Below are 17,734 nucleotides of genomic sequence, written 5' to 3' on the forward strand. Positions count from 1 at the left end.
CCGGCCACGGGCGAGGCACGTCAGTGGCGGCGGGCCGGCCGGCGGCCCGGCGGCTGCTGGGGCTCGGGCAGCGACGGCGACTCCGGTACGGAACGGCGCTGCGGGCTCTTCTCGGAGACCGTCAGCCGCTGGCCGTAGTGGCAGATCTCCAGCGGCGAGCCCGCCAGGAGGCTGTACGTGGCGTCCGAGTCGCAGATCTCCACCCGCAGGCGGCGCCGCAGCACCTGCACCGTGAAGGCCAGCCGGGCGAGCTTCTCCGGCAGTCTGGGGGCGAAGTGCAGGACGCCGCCCCGGTTCCGCATCCCGCCGAAGCCCGCGACCAGCGCGATCCACGTCCCGGCCAGCGACGCGATGTGCAGCCCGTCCCGGGTGTTGTTCTCCAGGTCCTTCAGATCCATCAGCGCGGTCTCGCCCACGTAGTCGTAGGCCAGCCGCAGATGGCCCACCTCGGCGGCGATGACGGCCTGGCAGCATGCCGAGAGCGAGGAGTCGCGGACCGTCAGGGCCTCGTAGTAGGCGAAGTTGCGGGCCTTCTCCTCCTCGGTGAAGGCGTCACCGCGCAGATACATCGCCAGCACCAGGTCGGCCTGTTTCACCACCTGCCTGCGGTACAGGTCCACGTACGGGAAGTTCATCATCAGCGGGTACTGGTCCGGCCGGGTGCCCGCGAAGTCCCACGTCTGATGGCTGGTGAAAGCCGCCGACTGGGCGTGCACCCCCAGATTGTGGTCGATGTGGATGGACATCGCCTCGGCGGCGTCCCGCCACGCCGCCGCCTCCTCGTCGTCCACGCCCAGCGCCGAGGCCTGCTCCGGATGCCGTTCGGCGATGTCCGCGGCCGCGCGCAGGTTCGCCTGCGCCATCAGGTTCGTGTAAGCGTTGTCGTCCGCGAGCGCGCTGTACTCGTCCGGCCCGGTGACCCCGTCGATGTGGAACCGCCCGTGGTGGTCGTGATGGCCCAGCGACCGCCACAACCGGGCCGTCTCCACCAGCAGTTCCACCCCGGTGTCCCGCTCGAAGTCCGCGTCCGAGGTACACGCGATGTAGCGCACCACGGCGTCGGCGATGTCGGCGTTGACGTGGAAGGCGGCGGTACCGGCCGGCCAGTAGCCCGAGCACTCGGCCCCGTCGATGGTCCGCCAGGGGAACGCGGCGCCCTGATGCCCCAGTTGGCGGGCGCGCGCACGCGCGGCGGGGAGCGTCGACTGGCGCCAGCGCAGCGCCTCGGCCACCGAGTCCGGCGCCGTGTACGTCAGCAGCGGCAGCACGAAGGTCTCGGTGTCCCAGAAGGAGTGCCCGTCGTACCCCGAACCCGTCAGCCCCTTCGCCGGAATGGCCCGCTGCTCACTGCGGGCCCCCGCCTGGAGCACATGGAACAGCCCGAACCGCACCGCCTGCTGGATCTCCGCGTCCCCCTCGACCTCCACGTCCGCCCGGCTCCAGAAGTCGTCCAGGTACGCGCGCTGCTGCGCCAGCAGGCCGTCCCAGCCGGTGCTGCGCGCCCCGGCGAGCGCGGCGTCCACCTGGCCCCGGACGGCGGGTACCGACCGCACCCCCGACCAGCCGTACGCCACCATCTTCTCCAGCCGCATCGACTCACCCGGCCGCAGCCCGCAGGTGACGGTGAGCCGGGCCAGGTCGTCGCTGCTCTCACTCGACGTGCTGCGCAGGTCGGCCGCCTGCACCAGGTGGTCGGCGGCCGCCCCGACCCGCAGCCCGCTGCGCCGGGTGCGGTGCACCAGCCGCAGCCGACTGCCCTCGGCGGCGTGCTCCTCCGGGTCCAGCGGCGACTCCAGGACGGCCGCCACCCGGGGGTCGCCGCCCACCGGCGGGAGCTGCTCGTTGGCCACCAGCTCGGACTGCACCACCAACTGCACCGTGGAATCCACCGCCTCCACCTCGTAGGCGATGGCCGCCACCGCGCGCTGGGTGAAGGAGACCAGCCGGGTGGAGCGCACCCGCACGGTGCAGCCCGCCGGGGAACTCCACTCGCAGGTGCGCCGCAGCACCCCGGCGCGCAGGTCGAGTACCCGCTCGTGGCTGAGGAGCTGCCCGTAGCGCAGGTCGAACGGCTCGTCGTTCACCAGCAGGCGGATCAGCTTGCCGTTGCTGACGTCGATGACGGTCTGGCCGGACTCGGGATAGCCGTAGCCGGCCTCCGCGTACGGCAGCGGGCGCAGCTCGTGCACTCCGTTGAGGTAGGAGCCGGGCAGCCCGTGCGGCTCGCCCTCGTCGAGGTTGCCGCGCCAGCCCACATGGCCGTTGGACAGCGCGAACAGCGACTCGCTCTGCGGCAGCACGTCCAGATGCAGCTCGGTCTCGCGCACGCACCACGGTTCGACGGCGTACGCGTCATGCGTGATCACGGATGTCCTCCAGCAGGTCGGCGAGGTCCGTCACGACGATGTCGGCGCCGTGCGCGCGCAGCGCCCGCGCCTGGCCGGTCCGGTCGACCCCGACCACGTACCCGAAGTGCCCGGACCGTCCGGCGTCCATGCCGGCCAGCGCGTCCTCGAAGACGGCGGCCTGGGCCGGGCGCGCCCCCAGCATGCGGGCGGCCTCCAGGAAGGTGTCGGGGTGCGGTTTGCCCGGCAGCCCGCGCTCGGCGGCGACCACGCCGTCCACCCGGACCTCCAGATACGGTTCCAGGCCCGCGGCGGCGACCACGTCCTTGCAGTTGGCGCTGGAGGAGACCACCGCCGTACGCAGCCGCGCCGCGCGGACCGCCTTCAGGAAGCGCACGGAGCCCGGGTACGCCTCGACGCCCTGCTCGCGGATCTTCCGCAGCAGCAGCGCGTTCTTGTGGTTGCCGAGGCCGTGGACGGTGTCGCTCTGCGGCGGGTCGTCGGCCGAGCCCTCGGGGAGCCGGATGCCGCGCGAGGCGAGGAAGGTGCGGACGCCGTCGGCGCGGGGTCTGCCGTCCACGTACTCGTCGTAGTCGGCCACCGGGTCGAACGGACGGAAACCCGCCCCCTCCCGGCGGCGCAGGAACGCGTCGAACGTCGCCTGCCACGCCGCGGCGTGCACGACGGCGGTCCGGGTCAGCACGCCGTCGAGGTCGAACAGGCAGGTGGTGATGCCGTCCGGGAGGTCGGGCGAGAGGTCCGTCATGCGACGTTATGTCCCCTCGGGCGAGTGCGGGCATGCCTGGGGGCCGGAGAACTCGTCCGCGTGGCGGTCGGCCGGGAGCCGGGCCCTCTGCGCCGGCGGGCTCGGTCAGGCCGGCGTCTGTGCTGTCTCGCGCGGCGGCCCGGGGCTCTGTGCTGTCTCGAGCCGTGGCCCGGGGGCTCTGCGTCGACTTGTGTGGCGGCCCGGGCCTCCCCGCCGACTCAGGGGGATCAGGCGGGCAGGGCTCGCAGGCGGCGGTGGTCCAGTGGGGAGGAGCGGCGGTCCAGCCGCTCCCGCAGCAGACCGTGCGCCTCGGTACATCGCCCGGCCGACACCAGCGCGTACAGCAGCGTCTCCTCGACGACTTCGCGCTGCGCCGCGCTGCCGCCGACGCGCCGCAGCGACGGCCGGACCGCGCTCAGGGCCTCCGCCGCCGTCTCCCAGCGCTCCTCCGCCACCGCCGTCATCGCGTCGCACAGCGGCACGATGACCTCGCGCTGCACCGGGTCGCTGTGCTGGTCCGCGTACCCCCGCAGCCGCCGCAGCGCGCACAGGTCCCGCGCGGCGGCCAGCGCCACCACGCTGTGCAGCGCGGTGAACGGGGTCCCGGGCCGCTCAAGGGTCTCGGGGGCGACCGCGGTCAGCACGTCACCGGTCGGCATCCGGCCGGACCACTGCCCCGCCAGCCGCGCCCGCCACAGCAGCGACGCCGAGTCCACCAGGGCCCGGATGCCGTGCACCCGCGAGGGCGACAACTGGGCGAACCAGCGCTTGCGTACGGCGGGCGGGTCGTCCAGCGCCAGTTCGTGCAGCGCGGCGTGCCAGGAGAAGTGCGCGCGGTGTGTGGCGCCCTGGCCGTGCCCACCGATCCAGGAGTCGAGCAGGCGCCGCCCCTCCTCGTGGTCCCCGCACTCGTAGTGGACATGGGCCAGTGCGTGGACGGCGTGCCCGGAGGCGGGCTCACGGGCCAGAGCGTCCCGGGCCAGCGCGCGGGCGCCCGGGAAATCGCCCTGCTCCTGCCGGACGAAGGCCAGCAAGGAGGTGTGGAACCAGTGGCCGTCGTGGGCGGCCGCGGTGCGCTCGACCAGTTCGTGCGCCTCCTCCCGCAGATCCGTCACGCCGGAGAACGCGATGGTGGGCACGGCGAGGCCCAGGGCCAGCACATCGCGCGGATGGTCGGCGAGATGGCGCAGCAGAGCGGCGTCGCCGCTCCCGGCCGGGCCCTCGATCCGCAGGGAGACGACCTCGACCAGGGCGTGCTCGCGCTCGTCCCCGCGTTCCCGTACGGCGCGCCGGGCGTCGGCCAGGGCGCGCGGCACGTCCACCGGGGCCCCACCCTCGTGGCCCAGCGCCGCCAGCGCGGTGTGCGCCAGGGCGAAGCCCGGGTCCAACTCGACGGCGCGGCGGAACGCGCGCTCGGCGCCCGCGCGGACCTTCATCACCCGCTCCAGGCCGGTGCGGTACGCGGCCGCCGCGGCGGCGTGCGTACTCAGCGGCAGACCCATCGGATCGGCGGGCCTGCGGTGGGCCGCGCCGTGCGCCGCGGGGGCCAGCCGGTCCAGGAGCACCTCCGCGACGCGCGCGGCCTGCACCCGGATCTCGGGAATCGCGGTGCTCTCCCACAACTCACCGCGCCGGTGCGCGCCGAGGGTCCACAGCGGTGCCCGTACGTCGCCGCCGGGTCCGAGGAGCCGCCCGTCGGCGTCGGTGGCGTAGCCGATGCCGAGCGGGCCGGGGGCCGCGAGCCCGGCCTCCAGCAGCCCGCGGTGCAGCGGGTCGCCGGACCGGGCTGGGTGGGTCTCGGGGCCCGTGCAGTCCACCACCCAGCCGACCCGCAGCACCCGGCCGTCGTCCAGCGTCACGCACAGGTCCGAGGCCCGGTCGCGGGAGGCCGTCGCGGAGACGGCCGGTGAGGCGGAGTCGGCCTGTGCCGCGGAGTCGGCCTGCGCCACGGGCTCGGTCTGCGCGACGGCGTGGGTCTGTGCCACGACGTCGGTCGGCGCCACGGAGTCGACCTGTGTCACGGAGTCGACCTGCGTGATGGAGTCGGCCTGCCTCACGGAGGCGATCCGGCCGGCGGACACGGTCAGCCGTCGCGCTCGCCTGAGCCGGGCCACCGCCTCCGCGGTCACGGGCGCCATGCGGTGCCTGTGGGTGTTCCACAGCGACCGGTCCCTGGCCAGGAACTCGTCCCGCTCCTCGGCTGTCAGGGTGCCCCAGAGCCGGGCGGTCAGCGGGCGCAGCCCGTCCAGCGCGGGCCGCCAGTCGCCGTGGCTGCGCACCGTACGGCGGACATGCCGGTACACGCGGCGCCGCAGTTGACGCAGCGGCAGCCCCTCCAGCGGCTCCGTAGGAGCCGCCGGGGGCAGCGGCGTGACCGCGTGCGGCCGGGGGAGCACGCCGCTGCGGGAGACGGCGTGCACGGTGCGGCCGGGCCGGTCGAGGGAGAGCGCCACGTCCACCGCGGTCAGGCCGGTCCCGACCAGGAGGACGTCACGGTCGCAGGCGAGCGGCCCGTCGAGCGCGCCGGGCGCCCACGCGTCGGGCACGAACCCGGGGGAGCGGCGCAGCCCGCCGGGGACCCAGGCTCCGCCGCCGGTCAGCGGGCCCGTGGCCAGGACGACGGCGTCGGCGCGCAGGACGGAGCCGTCGGACAGCGGCAGCGCCGCCCGGTCGCCGGCCCACGAGCAGCCGGTCACCCGGGCCCGCACGTGCCGCAGCACCGCCGCGCCCCGGGCCCGTACCGCCGCGTCCGCGAGCGCGTCCGCCAGATAGCCGCCGAAGCGCCCGCGGGGCACGAAGTCGGCGGCGGTCGCGCGGGGGTTGTCGTGGCGGACGAGCCAGCGCAGGAAGTGGCCGGCGTCGTCGGGGTAGCAACTCATGTTGCCCGCCGGGACGTTGAGCCGGTGCCGCGGGTCCCGCGTCGCGTACGCGGTCCCCGCGCCGACCTCCGGGGCCGGATCGACCAGCACGACCTCGAGCCGGGCGCGCCGCCGCGCGGCGGCCTCGCACAGATGCAGGGCGACGAGGGTGCCGGCGGCTCCCGCGCCGACCACGGCGACGGTCCGCTGGGCCTGGTGAACTCGCAAGGACACCGCTTCCTCCAGTTCCTCTTCCTCCGGCGGGCGCATTCTCTACTAACCCGATGAACTATATGGAGATGGCGTTCGCCGTAGGGGCAGTTGAGGAGGGAGTGGCTCGCATCACGCGGGTGGCGGATGCCGGCGCGGCCGCGCGGGGAGAGTGCCGTCACCGGGCGGCGTGAGACATTACTGGGCATGCGGATATCGGCGAGAGTGGACTACGCGGTGCGCGCCATGGCGGAGCTGGCAGGGACCGGGGCGGCTCCGACCAAGGCGGAGCACCTGTCGGCGGTCCAGGACATCCCGCTGCGCTTCCTGCTGTCCATCCTGCGCGAACTGCGCCAGCACCGGCTGGTGCACAGCGTCCGCGGGCCCGAGGGGGGCTACTTCCTCGCGCGGCCCGCCGACGAGATCACCCTCGCCGACGTGATCCGCGCCGTGGACGGCTCCCTGGCCAACGTGCACGACCTGAGTCTCGGCGGCCTCAGCTACCCGGGGGCGGCCGCCGCGCTGCCGGACGTATGGCGGGCCGTACGGGTGAGCCTGCGTCAGGTGCTGGAACACGTCACGCTCGCCGACCTGGCCCAGGGGCAGCTGCCGCCGGTGGTGCGCGAGCGTGCGCAGGAGTACATCGACGACGTCCGGTACCCGCCCAAGCCCGCGGCCGGGGGCCGCCACTAGGCGCGCGCCCGGGGGCGATCGGCCCCCACGTGTGGCCGGATGCGGACGCGGTCGACGTGATTCCCCAGCCAGGGCCGCGTAATTCTCCAGACAGGGTCGCGCCCTTCTCCGGGCAGGGGTGCCCCCCGCCCCGCTCGTCCGGGGCGTGATCGACAGACCGGTACAGTCGGCTCCCGGACGGGGGCGCGGGGCCTCCTGGGGGCCTCCCGGCCGGAGCTGGCGGGAGCGCGGGGAGCAGGCACATACCGATGGACCCGATGGACGAACTCGCCGGTCGGCATCGCGAACGCGCCGCGTTGGAGGACTTCCTCACCGGGGTACGGTCCGGGGCCGGCCGGGTCCTCGCGGTGCGCGGCGAGCCCGGCGTGGGCAAGTCCGCGCTGCTGCGGCACGCCGTGGCGGGCGCGGCCCCGGCCCGGGTGCTGCGGGCCACCGGGGCCGAACCCGAGGCCGGACTGGCGTTCGCGGCGCTGCACCAGCTCCTGCGCCCGGTCGCCGCGCTCGGCGATGCCCTGCCCGCGGCCCAGCGCGACGCGGTGCGCGCCGCACTCGGCCTGACGGCCCCGGCGGCCGCGCAGGACCGGTTCCTCGTGTCGGCCGGTGTGTTGTCGCTGCTGGCCGAGGCCGCGCGACCGCACGGCCTGGTGTGCGTCGTCGACGACTTCCACTGGGTGGACCGGGCCTCCGCCGACGCCCTGCTGTTCGCCGCGCGCCGCCTGGACACCGACGCGGTGGGGCTGCTGATCGCCACCCGCGACACGGCGGACGCCCGTCACGCGCTGCGTGGCCTGCCCGGCCTGCGGCTCGCCGGACTGGACGCGGCGGAGGCGGCTCTGGCCCTCGCGGCATGGACCGCGGTGGAACCGGCGCCGCAGGTCGCCGACCGGCTCGCGGCCGCCACCGGAGGCAACCCGCTCGCCATGCTGGAGACCGCCGAACTCCTGACGGCCGGGCAGCTGACGGGCCGGGAGCCGCTGCCGGATCCGCTGCCGCTGGGTGACGGCGTCAACGCGGTCTACGGCGAGCAGATCGCCCGGCTGCCGGACGACACCAGGCGGACGCTGCTGGTCGCCGCGCTGGACGGGCCGGGCGACCCGGGTGTGGTACTCGGGGCGGCGTCCCGGCTCGGCGCACCGCCCGAGGCCGTACACGCGGCGGAGGCGGCCGGGTTGGTGGAGGTGACCCCCGACGCCATCGGGTTCCGGCATCCGCTCGTCCGCTCCGCCGTGCACGCCGCCGCGAGTCCCGCGGACCGCCGGGCCGCCCACACGGCGCTGGCCGCCGTGCTGGACGAGAGGGGCGACGCCGACCGGCGCGCCCGGCACCGGGCCGCCGCCGCCCTCGGCCCGGACGAGGACATCGCGGCGGACCTGGCAGCGGCGGCGGATCGCGCCCGCACCCGGGGCGGGTACGCGGACGCGGCGGACGCCCTCACCCGGGCCGCACGGCTGACCCCGGACCCTCGAACCCGCGCCCGCCGCCTGACGGACGCGGCCGTCACCGCCTGGCTCGGCGGCCGCCCGGGCCAGGCCCAGACCGCCGTCGCGGCAGCCGCGGAAGCCACCCAGGACCCCGCTGTATGCATCGAACTCGCCCAGCTGCGCGGTCGCTTCGAACTGAACGCGGGCGACGCCGCCGAGGCCCTGCGGATCTTCCTGGCGGCGGCGGACGGCGCGGCGGCGGACGGGGCGGCGGCGGACGGCGGGGCGCCCGCGGGGTCGCCGCCCGACGGCGCGCTCGGTGGCCTGATGGCCGCTGGTTCGCCGGGTGGCGACGGCGAAGTGACGGGTCTTCCGGCGCCGGGCGAGGCGGCGGCGTACCCGGCGGAGCTGAACGGTGGGGGAGGTGGGCCCGGCGCGGTGCCTGCCCCGGCGACCGTGGGCGCGGACGGCTCGGCACCGGCCCTCGGCGCCGAGCCCGGTGACGCGGCCGCCCGTCCGGTCGCGGCCGGGCGTCCTGCGGCGGGTCGTGGGCGCATCGGCCTCGGTGGCACGGCATCCGGAGTCGCCGCGGCCCGGGACTCCGCGGCAGATGGCACCGGCACCGGCGCGGATCCGGACCGCGCCGATCCCGTCGACCGCGCCGACGCCGTCGCCCATGCCGCCGCGCCCGGGGAAGCCCTGGCAGGAGGCGGCCAGGGGGCCGATCTCCGCGCGGCGGAAGCGCACATCGCCGCCGCCCCGGCCGACCTGGTCGACGCGGATCCGGCCGGCGCGGACCCCGCCGGCGCCGCCTCGGCGGCACGGATCCGGCAGGCCACCGCCCCGGCCGCGGACCTCCGGCAGACCGTCTCGCTGCTCGCCGACGCCGCCGAAGCCGCCGCCTACGTCGGCGACACCGACGCCGCCGTACGGATCGGACGCCGCGCAGAGGTGCTGCGCGGGCCGTGGGACCACGCGACCGCGTTCCTGCGGGACGTGCTGGTCGGAGCCGGTGCGTTGCAGGGCGGCGACGCCCGGCGCGGGGTGCCGCTGCTGCGGCGGGCGCTCGCCGGCGTCCGGAGTGACGAGGACGACGCGGCGACCCTGCTGTGGGCGGCCAACGCGGCCAGCCTGCTGGGTGAGGGCGACGCCGCGGCGGACTACGGCGCCCGGGCCGGAGGCGTGGCCCGGGTGTCGGGGATGACCGGGACCCTCCCCGTCGTCCTGGAGAACGCCGCCACCGCCGAGCGCATGAACAGCCGGTTCGCGCTCAGTGCCGCGCTGTCCACCGAGGGGCTCGCCCTGGCCCGCGCTTCCGGAACCACCAACTCCGCCGCCGCGCACCTGGCCAACCTCGCGGTCTGCGCCGCCGTCAGCGGCCGCGAGGACGAGTGCCGGGACCACGCCCACCAGGCGCTGGCCATCGCGATCCCGCACCGGCTCGGACTGCGGGCCGGCGTCGCCTCCTACGCGCTCGGCGTGCTGGACCTGGGCATGGGCCGGTTCCAGCAGGCCCATGAGCGGTTCACCGCGCTGACCGCCGCGGGCCCCGGCGCCGGGCACCCGGTCGTCGTATGGGGCTCGGTGGCGGACCGTACGGAGGCCGCCGTCGCCGCGGGCGACCGGGCCGCCGCCCGCGACGCCGTCGACTTCCTCGGCCGCTGGTCCGCGCACGCCGCGTCACCGCGCTCCCGTGCGCTCCTCGCCCGCTGCCGGGCGCTCGCCGCCACCGACGACGACGCGGCCGTGACCCTGCTGCGGGACGCGCTCGGCCTGCTCGCCGCCGACAGCGGCGCCGGGTACGACCGCGCCCGTACCGCGCTCCTCCTGGGCGAACGACTGCGCCGCGACCGCCGGGCCGCCGAGGCCCGCCCGCACCTGCGGCAGGCGGCTGAATCGTTCCGGCGGATGGGCGCCGAGCCGTGGGAACGCCGCGCCCTGGGCGAACTGCGGGCCGCGGGCGAGACCGCCGACCGGCCCGCGCCGGACACCCTGGCCGCCCTCACCGCCCAAGAGCTGCGCATCGCCCGGCTGGTCGCCGACGGCGCGTCCAACAAGGAGGTCGCCGCCCGGCTCTTCCTCAGCCCCCGCACGGTCGAGTACCACCTGTACAAGGTCTATCCGAAGCTCGGGATCACCTCGCGCACCGAGCTGGCCCGCCTCGTGCAGCGGACCGCCCCGTAAGCCCACCGACCTGCCCCAGTAAGCCCACCGGCCTGCCCCCAGCAGCCCACCGGCCGCCCTCGTGATCCGCCCCGTAGACCCCCGTAGGCCCCCCGTAGTCCGCACCAGTAGTCCTACGGATGGCACCGGTGCCGCGCCCCGGCAGAGTTCTCGCTTGTCGGGGCGCCACGGTCCCGGCGGAAGAGACACGACGCGCCACCACACAGGAGCACACCCACATATGACCGCTGAAGCACAGCTGATCCAGGTAGGCGACATCGAACTGTGGACCGAGCAGTTCGGCGACCCCGCCCACCCCCCGGTCCTGCTCATCATGGGCTCGATGACCCAGGGCCTGCTGTGGCCCGACGAGTTCGTGGGGCGGCTGGCGGCCGCCGGACACCGGGTCATCCGCTACGACCACCGGGACGTCGGCCGCTCGACGGCCCGCGACTTCGCGGCCCACCCGTACACGTGGGCCGCGATCAAGGACGACGCCCTGGGGCTGCTCGACGCACTCGGCATCGACCGCGCCCACCTCGTCGGCCATTCCGCGGGCGGACTGGTCGCCCAGTGGATCGCCGCGGACCACCCCGAGCGGGTGCGCACGCTCACCGTGATCGGCTCCTCGCCGCTCGGCGGCCGCGAGTCGCAGGTGCTGATCCGGGCCCTGACGGGCGAGCCGCAGGAGCCTGGCAGCCTGCCGGAGCCGAGGCCGGAGTTCACCGAGTTCTTCCGGAAGGCGCTGGCGGCCCCGCCGCCCGCCGCCCGCGCCGCGGCGATCGACTTCCAGATCGAGGTGGCCAGGGTGATGAACGGCACCGCCCTGCCGTTCGACGAGGACGCCCAGCGCCGCCTTGAGGAGCTGCTCTTCGACCGCGCCCGCGACCCCCGCGCGGCGGTCAACCACCGCCTCGCCGGAATGGCCGACACCGAGGTCGAACCCGTCGGCGCGCTGGAGCGGGTGCAGGCACCCACCCTCGTGGTCGAAGGCACCCACGAACCGGCCAAGCCCGGCCACGGCCGCCTCATCGCCGAGGCGATCCGCGGCGCCCGCCTCCTGACCGTCCCGGACATGGGCCACATGATCGCGCCGGAGGTCGTGGCACCGGTCGCGGCGGCACTGGTCGACCACCTGGGGTCGGCGGCGGCCCCGCCGTCGCCGACCGCGCACCGACGGTGACCCGAACGGCCCGGGTGTCCGTACGGCGCACCACCCGGGCCAGGTGTCGTCCGCGCCCATCGGGGCACCTGTGGAGACATGGTGCGGCCCAATGACGAGGTCGCGGCCCTGCTCCAGGAGTACGCCGACCTCATCGCGATCACGGGCGGCGACGCCTTCAAGGCGCGTGCCTACGAGAAGGCCGCCCGCGCGATCGGCGGCTACCACGCCGACGTCTCGAAACTCGACGCCAAGGGCCTGCGCGAGATCCCGAACGTGGGGAAGTCGATCGCCGACAAGGTCGTGGAGTACCTGCGCACCGGGCATGTCGCCACCATCGAGGAGGTCAGGGTCTCGATCCCGGCCGGGGTCCGGGAGCTGATGACCATCCCCATGCTCGGCCCCAAGAAGGCCATGGCGCTCTACGAGGAGCTGCGCATCTCCTCCGTGGACGAGCTCCTCGACGCCCTCCACGAGGAGCGGCTGCGCGACGTCAAGGGCTTCGGCCCGAAGACCGAGGAGAACATCCTGCACGGCATCGCCCTCATGCAGAAGGCGGGCGGCCGCATCCTGCTCAGCGCCGCGATGGACGTCGCCGAGCAGGTCGTCTCCGAGCTGTCGCGGGTCACCGGGTGCGAGGGCTGTACGTACGCCGGATCGCTGCGGCGGATGAAGGAGACCATCGGGGACGTCGACGTCCTGGTCGCCGCGGCCCGGTCGGCGCCGTTCATGGACGCGTTCAGCGGTCTGCCGTACACCGCCGAGGTCATCGCGCACGGGGAGAAGAAGACCTCCATCCGCACCACCAAGGGGCTCCAGGTGGATCTGCGGGTGCTGCCCCCCGACTCATGGGGCGCGGGCCTCCAGTACTTCACGGGGTCGAAGGCGCACAACATCAGAATCCGCGAGATGGCGGTGCGCCACAAGCTCAAGCTGTCCGAGTACGGCCTGTTCCACGCCAAGAGCGGGAGGAAGATCACCTCGCAGACCGAGGAGGAGATCTACGACCGGCTCGGCCTGCCCTGGATCCCGCCGACCCTGCGCGAGGACCGCGGCGAGGTGGCCGCCGGGCTGCGCGGTGAACTCCCCGAGCTGGTCGCCGAGGACGACATCCGCGGCGACCTGCACACGCACACCGACCTCACCGACGGCCTCGCCCCGCTGGAGGACATGGTCGCCGCCGCGGCGGCCCGCGGCTACGCGTACTACGCCGTCACCGACCACGCCCCGGACCTGGTCATGCAGCGGATGACCGACGAGAAGATGCTCGCCCAGCGCGAGCGGGTGCGGGAACTGGACCGCGAGCACCGCCGGATGCGGGTGCTGCACGGCACCGAGCTCAACATCGGCCCCGACGGGGACGTGGACTGGCCCGGCGACTTCCTCGAAGGCTTCGACGTGTGCGTGGCCTCGGTGCACTCGCACTTCAACCAGAGCCGGGAGGCGCAGACCCGGCGGCTCATACGGGCCTGCGAGAACCCGTACGTCGCGGTCATCGGCCACCCGACCACCCGGCGGATCGGCAAGCGCCCCGCCATCGACGCCGACTTCGACGCGGTGTTCGAGGCGTGCGCCAGAACCGGCACGGCGCTGGAGGTCAACGCCCATCCCGAACGGCTCGACCTGGGCGACGAGGAGATCCTGCGCGCCAAGCGGTACGGCGTGAAGTTCGCGGTGAACTCCGACGCCCACGCCACCCCTCATCTGGCGTACATGCGCTACGGCGTGGGCACCGCGCAGCGGGGCTGGCTCACCCCCGACGACATCATCAACACCTGGCCGCTCCAGCGGCTGCGCCGCTTCCTGCGGGACGGCCGGAAGCGCTCCGCCGCCTCCTGACCCCGGACCGGCCCCGGCCTGAGGCACATGCCGGAATCGATTGCTCCACCAGGCGGATTCCATTCCTTCGTGAGATAACAACTCCCGCTGCACGAAGGCAAGTTCGTACCCCTTGGTGAAGGAGTGCGGAGTCTCCCGTGGCCTCGGAATTCCGTAATGCGGCCGACGTGAAGAAGTTCACAGAAAGCCATCTCGGCTCTGAAATCCGACGGTTGATGGTGCAGGATCTCCTCCCGGTACAAGATCCCGTCACCGAGGCGGGACCGTCCGGGCGGACGCCGAGTCCTGCCGCCGCACCGGATGGCCGGACAGATACGCACAGCGGCAGGAGCGGGAGACCCAAGCACGGCGGACCACGAACGCGGTGGTCCTTGGGGTGAAGCCACTTATGTGGCCGGGCAACTTCGCCGGCCCGAACCCGACAGGTCATCTTTCGCAGGCGGATGACGAAGGGCTTCGGCATGTCCGCGATTTCTCGCAAACCCGTGCTTCCCCGTATACCCGCGCTCATATCCAGGACGGGTCGGGTCTCGGCGCTCACCGTGGCGACCGTCACCGCGTCCTTGCTGGTCCCGGGTATGAGCTCCGACGCACAGGCGGCGACCTTGGCATCCAAGGCGCTGAAGGTCGCCGCATCGAAGAAGGGCGCACCTTACGTATATGGAGCGGCCGGCCCCAACCGGTTCGACTGCTCCGGGCTGACGCTCTATTCCTACAAGAAGGCGGGCCGTACGCTGCCGCGTACGGCGGCCGCCCAGTACAACAAGACCCGGCACCTTTCCGCCGGTTCCCGTAAAGCCGGTGATCTGGTGTTCTTCCATTCCGGCGGCAGCGTGTACCACGTCGGGATCTACGCCGGTAAGAATCAGATCTGGCACTCACCCAAGCCGGGTAAGTCGGTCCGGCTGGAAAGGATCTGGACCCGTCAGGTCTGGTACGGCCGGGTCAACTAGACGGTGCCGGGGCGGGCCAGGACCGCAGGGTGCGCCGACTGGTGAACCGGTGCTCGTGCCCGGTGACCGGATCGGTGAACGCCAACTCCCGGGCGAGCAGTTGCAGCGGTTCGCTGAAGTCGTCGGCGGCGGGGTCGCCGACGACCGGGTAGACCGGGTCGCCCAGGATCGGCACACCGAGGGCGTTCATGTGCACCCGCAGCTGATGGGTGCGCCCGGTCACCGGGCGCAGCCGGTAGCGGCCCAGCCCGCCCCGGCGCTCGGCCAGCTCGATACGGCTCTCGCTGTTGGGCGGGCCCGCCACCTCCCGCGCGGCCATCACCCCGCGCTCCTTGACGATCCGGCTGCGCACCGTCCGCGGCAGCGCCAGCCGGGGGGCGTACGGCGCGACGGCCTCGTACTCCTTGCGCACCGCGCGGTCCTGGAACAGCGACTGGTAGGTGCTGCGGTGCTCCGGCCGGATCACGAACATCACGACGCCCGCGGTGAGCCGGTCCAGCCGGTGGGCGGGGCTCAGCTCGCGCAGGCCCAGATCCCGGCGCAGCCGTACCAGGGCGGTCTCGGTCACATGCCGGCCGCGGGGCATGGTGGACAGGAAGTGCGGCTTGTCCACCACCAGCAGGTTCTCGTCGCGGTGGAGCACATCCAGCTCGAAGGGGACCGGCACCTCCGGGCGCAGCGGCCGGTAGAACCACAGGAAGGCCCCGGGTGCGAACGGGGCACCGGGTGCGACGGGCCCGTCCGACCCGACGATCCCGCCCTCGTCCAGCAGGGCGTCGATCAGACCGGGCCCGAGCGCGGGCAGCCGGTCGACCAGGTGGTCCCGGATCGTCGCCCAGGCCCCTTCGGCGGGCAGCCGCAGCCGGACCGGATCGATGCCGTCGCGCTGCGGCAGGGGGGCGGGCGGGGCGGTGGTTCTGCGTCTCATCGTGCTGCCAGCCTATGGCGTGCCCGGCCCGGCCCGGCCCGGCCCAGCCCGGCCCGGTGCCGGACGCCCGGGGTCAGGGGTGGACCGGGCCGTACGGGGTACTCGGAGAGCCGACGGCCCCGGGCGGCGGGCGCCGGGCGGGTCCGGAAGGAGCAGCCATGCAGAAGCAGACCCCCTCTCCGTCTCCGTGGGAGCACACCCCCTCCCAGGCCGAGGGAGAACGGGACGACGAGAACGAGGCGCCCGGCAGGAAGCTGCCCGGAACCGAGAAGCACCCGGACGTCCCCCGCACCACGCCGTCCCAGGCGGAAGGCGAGCGCGACAACGACCTGTGACCGGAGGCCGTCGTACGGTGACCCGGTCTAGGCGGGCTGACAGGCGTCGGACGGGCAGTCCTCCGGCGCCGGCCGCATCCGGGACACCGGCAGGTCACGCACCCGTGCGAGGGGGGAGCACAGCAGGATGAGCCCCGCCAGCGGCACTCCCGCCGTCATGATCCACATGGTGGTACGGACGCCGAGCGCCGTGCCGAGCGCGCCGCCGAGCAGGGCCCCGAGGGGCAGCGTTCCGTAGTTGAGGAACGCCGACGTCGCGGTGAGCCGGCCCAGCAGCTCCGGTGGGCAGTAGCTCTGCTGGAAGGTGGCCTTCAGCACGTTGCCCGCGACGACGCCCGCGGCGACGCAGAAGCCCCCGGAGACGTACAGCAGAACCCCGGCGCCCGGCGTGGTGAGCGGGATGAGCAGGGCGAACACGGCGAACCCCGCCTCGCACACCAAGGTCGCGCGGGCCGTGCCGATCCGGGCGGCGACCCGGCGGGCCAGGAAGGCCCCGGCCACCCCGCCCGACCCGGCCGCCGCCACCAGCCCGCCGACCGTCGCGGGCGCCAGCCCGACCTCGCGGACCAGGAAGACCACCAGAATCGCCTGGTACCCCATCAAGGCGAAGTTGGAGGCCGCCGCGAACAGCGTCAGCGTACGCAGCCACGGGTCCCGCGCGACCAGCCGCAGCCCCTCCCGTACCTCGCCGGCCAGCGCTCGCCGCGGTCGCGTCGAGCGGGGGCCGCGCGGCTCGCGGTGCCGGATGCGCGCCAGGCATGCCAACGACACCAGGAACGTGGCCGCGTTGGCGGACATCGCGTTGACCGCGCCCGCCAGCTGCGCGACGACGCCGCCCGACCCCAGCCCGGCGATCTGCGCGGCGGACGCGCTGCCGTGCAGCTTCGCGTTCCCTTCGGCCTGGTCCGCGGGGTCGAGGAGGCCGGGCAGATAGGCGCTGTAGGCGGTCTGGAAGAACACCGAGGCCGCCCCCGCCAGCAGGGCGACGGCCAGCAGCAGACCGATGGACAGCACGCCGCACCAGGCGGCCACCGGCACACACGCGAACAGCGCGCACGAGACGGCGGCCGCCGTCAGCATGACCGGCCTGCGCCGCGTCCGGTCCACCCAGGCGCCCGCCGGCAGGCCGATGGCCAGCCAGGGCAGCCAGCCGGCGGCGCTGAGCAGGCCGACCTCGAAGGTGCCGGCGTCCAGGGCGGAGACGGCGGCCATCGGCATCGCCACCCCGGACACCGCGGCACCGAACTTCCCGGCGGTCTCACCGCACCACAGCAGCCGGAAGTCGCGGTGCCGGCGCAGCAGCCCGCCGTCGCCGCGGGTCTTCACGCCGGACTCCGATCCGGGGCGGACGCCTTCCGCGGGAACGACTGGAGCTGTACGACGACGGGGAGGGCGTCCGGGTCGGGCTCGGCGTCCGGGGGCGGGGTGTGGCGTGCGATCACGTCCATCAGCTCCGCGTTCAGCGCGGCCAGTTGCTCCGGCGTCATCCGCAGGCCGGACCAGTGGGAGACGCTGCCCGCGTTGCGCCACTCGGCGTCCCAGTCCTCGGCGAAGTAGCGCACGACCCGGTCGAACTGCTGCTGGGCCAGCTCATGGGTGTAGACCGACAGCGCGCCCCGGCTGTCGGGGTCGTCCTGGAATTCCGCCGTGTTGAGCACATTGGTCGCCTCCACCCGCCGCCACCAGCGTTCGCGCCTGGTGCCGCGCCCGCTCTCCTCCTCGATGAAGCCGTGTTCGGCGAGGTGCCGCAGGTGCCAGCTGACGGTGCCGGTGTTCTCGCCGAGGCGCGCGGCGAGCCGGGCGGAGGTGGCCGGGCCGTCGAGGGTGAGCAGGTCGAGGATGCGCATCCGCAGCGGATGTGCGAGCCCGCGCAGACTGCGGGCGTCGAGATGCCGAACGGGCTGCTCCGGTCCGGGCGTTGGGCTGGATTTCTGGGTCATGCCGGCATCGTAGAGTGCAGAGTATCCTCTGCAAAGAGGAATTTGCAGAGGATACTCTGTAAGTCGCATGGCGGGCCACCACGGTTGCCGCGCTCATTGAGGTCATCGCGGTCATCGCGGC

The 17,734-nt window shown here is 74.4% G+C and carries 12 protein-coding genes and 1 riboswitch; of the genes, 6 read left to right on the forward strand and 6 right to left on the reverse strand.

Features of this window, described 5'->3' with window-relative positions:
* Positions 1-20: 20 nt before the first annotated feature.
* The 3 genes from ACQUSR_RS30910 to ACQUSR_RS30920 form a co-directional block, all read right to left on the reverse strand.
* On the reverse strand, positions 21-2,366 hold the full coding sequence (locus ACQUSR_RS30910) for a glycoside hydrolase family 65 protein (RefSeq protein ID WP_431046230.1): 2,346 nt from the start codon (positions 2,364-2,366) through the stop codon (positions 21-23).
* Complete coding sequence (locus ACQUSR_RS30915) at positions 2,353-3,111, reverse strand: beta-phosphoglucomutase family hydrolase (RefSeq protein ID WP_431046232.1); 759 nt, start codon at positions 3,109-3,111, stop codon at positions 2,353-2,355. Before ACQUSR_RS30915 ends, ACQUSR_RS30910 begins: the two co-directional genes overlap by 14 nt.
* Before the next feature lie 227 nt (positions 3,112-3,338).
* Entirely contained in the window at positions 3,339-6,197 is a 2,859-nt protein-coding gene (locus ACQUSR_RS30920) for an FAD/NAD(P)-binding protein (RefSeq protein ID WP_431046234.1), read from the reverse strand.
* A gap of 189 nt (positions 6,198-6,386) precedes the next feature.
* On the opposite strand from ACQUSR_RS30920, the gene ACQUSR_RS30925 reads away from it, so the two are divergent.
* From ACQUSR_RS30925 to ACQUSR_RS30945, 5 genes are all read left to right on the forward strand, one after another.
* On the forward strand, positions 6,387-6,872 hold the full coding sequence (locus tag ACQUSR_RS30925) for an RrF2 family transcriptional regulator (protein WP_431046236.1): 486 nt from the start codon (positions 6,387-6,389) through the stop codon (positions 6,870-6,872).
* A 248-nt stretch (positions 6,873-7,120) separates the two neighbouring features.
* Positions 7,121-10,477, forward strand: coding sequence for a helix-turn-helix transcriptional regulator (locus tag ACQUSR_RS30930; protein WP_431046238.1), 3,357 nt, complete (start codon positions 7,121-7,123; stop codon positions 10,475-10,477).
* 220 nt (positions 10,478-10,697) lie between these two features.
* Positions 10,698-11,639, forward strand: a complete 942-nt coding sequence (locus ACQUSR_RS30935) for an alpha/beta fold hydrolase (protein WP_431046240.1) — start codon at positions 10,698-10,700, stop codon at positions 11,637-11,639.
* Between the two features lie 78 nt (positions 11,640-11,717).
* Positions 11,718-13,457, forward strand: coding sequence for a DNA polymerase/3'-5' exonuclease PolX (gene polX, locus ACQUSR_RS30940; RefSeq protein ID WP_431046242.1), 1,740 nt, complete (start codon positions 11,718-11,720; stop codon positions 13,455-13,457).
* A 305-nt stretch (positions 13,458-13,762) separates the two neighbouring features.
* Positions 13,763-13,914: riboswitch (cyclic di-AMP (ydaO/yuaA leader) on the forward strand.
* Positions 13,901-14,410: a C40 family peptidase gene (locus ACQUSR_RS30945; RefSeq protein ID WP_431046244.1), complete on the forward strand. Its 510-nt coding sequence runs from the start codon at positions 13,901-13,903 to the stop codon at positions 14,408-14,410. (Overlaps the previous riboswitch by 14 nt.)
* On the opposite strand, the gene ACQUSR_RS30950 is transcribed toward ACQUSR_RS30945, so the two are convergent.
* The gene (locus ACQUSR_RS30950) at positions 14,403-15,338 is read right to left on the reverse strand and encodes an RluA family pseudouridine synthase (RefSeq protein ID WP_431046246.1); all 936 of its coding nucleotides are present in this window, start codon (positions 15,336-15,338) and stop codon (positions 14,403-14,405) included. The two genes, ACQUSR_RS30945 and ACQUSR_RS30950, sit on opposite strands and share 8 nt — an antisense overlap.
* Before the next feature lie 158 nt (positions 15,339-15,496).
* Between ACQUSR_RS30950 and ACQUSR_RS30955 the strand changes: the two genes are divergently transcribed.
* Complete coding sequence (locus ACQUSR_RS30955; protein WP_431046248.1) at positions 15,497-15,673, forward strand: hypothetical protein; 177 nt, start codon at positions 15,497-15,499, stop codon at positions 15,671-15,673.
* A gap of 27 nt (positions 15,674-15,700) precedes the next feature.
* On the opposite strand, the gene ACQUSR_RS30960 is transcribed toward ACQUSR_RS30955, so the two are convergent.
* On the reverse strand, positions 15,701-16,999 hold the full coding sequence (locus ACQUSR_RS30960; RefSeq protein WP_431046250.1) for an MFS transporter: 1,299 nt from the start codon (positions 16,997-16,999) through the stop codon (positions 15,701-15,703).
* Positions 16,996-17,613, reverse strand: a complete 618-nt coding sequence (locus ACQUSR_RS30965; RefSeq protein WP_431046252.1) for a winged helix-turn-helix domain-containing protein — start codon at positions 17,611-17,613, stop codon at positions 16,996-16,998. The genes ACQUSR_RS30960 and ACQUSR_RS30965 overlap by 4 nt, the downstream gene beginning before the upstream one ends.
* Between the last annotated feature and the right edge of the window lie 121 nt (positions 17,614-17,734).

The organism is Streptomyces sp. P1-3, from assembly GCF_050613155.1.
Lineage (GTDB): Bacteria > Actinomycetota > Actinomycetes > Streptomycetales > Streptomycetaceae > Streptomyces.

Excerpts from the sequence above, each read along its gene's own strand:
- ACQUSR_RS30950 (WP_431046246.1), bottom strand. The coding sequence starts at position 15,338 with ATGAGACGCAGAACCACCGCCCCGCCCGCCCCCCTGCCGCAGCGCGAC.
- ACQUSR_RS30925 (WP_431046236.1), top strand. The coding sequence starts at position 6,387 with ATGCGGATATCGGCGAGAGTGGACTACGCGGTGCGCGCCATGGCGGAG.
- ACQUSR_RS30935 (WP_431046240.1), top strand. The coding sequence starts at position 10,698 with ATGACCGCTGAAGCACAGCTGATCCAGGTAGGCGACATCGAACTGTGG.
- ACQUSR_RS30915 (WP_431046232.1), bottom strand. The coding sequence starts at position 3,111 with ATGACGGACCTCTCGCCCGACCTCCCGGACGGCATCACCACCTGCCTG.
- ACQUSR_RS30945 (WP_431046244.1), top strand. The coding sequence starts at position 13,901 with ATGACGAAGGGCTTCGGCATGTCCGCGATTTCTCGCAAACCCGTGCTT.
- ACQUSR_RS30955 (WP_431046248.1), top strand. The coding sequence starts at position 15,497 with ATGCAGAAGCAGACCCCCTCTCCGTCTCCGTGGGAGCACACCCCCTCC.
- ACQUSR_RS30930 (WP_431046238.1), top strand. The coding sequence starts at position 7,121 with ATGGACCCGATGGACGAACTCGCCGGTCGGCATCGCGAACGCGCCGCG.
- polX (WP_431046242.1), top strand. The coding sequence starts at position 11,718 with ATGGTGCGGCCCAATGACGAGGTCGCGGCCCTGCTCCAGGAGTACGCC.
- ACQUSR_RS30965 (WP_431046252.1), bottom strand. The coding sequence starts at position 17,613 with ATGACCCAGAAATCCAGCCCAACGCCCGGACCGGAGCAGCCCGTTCGG.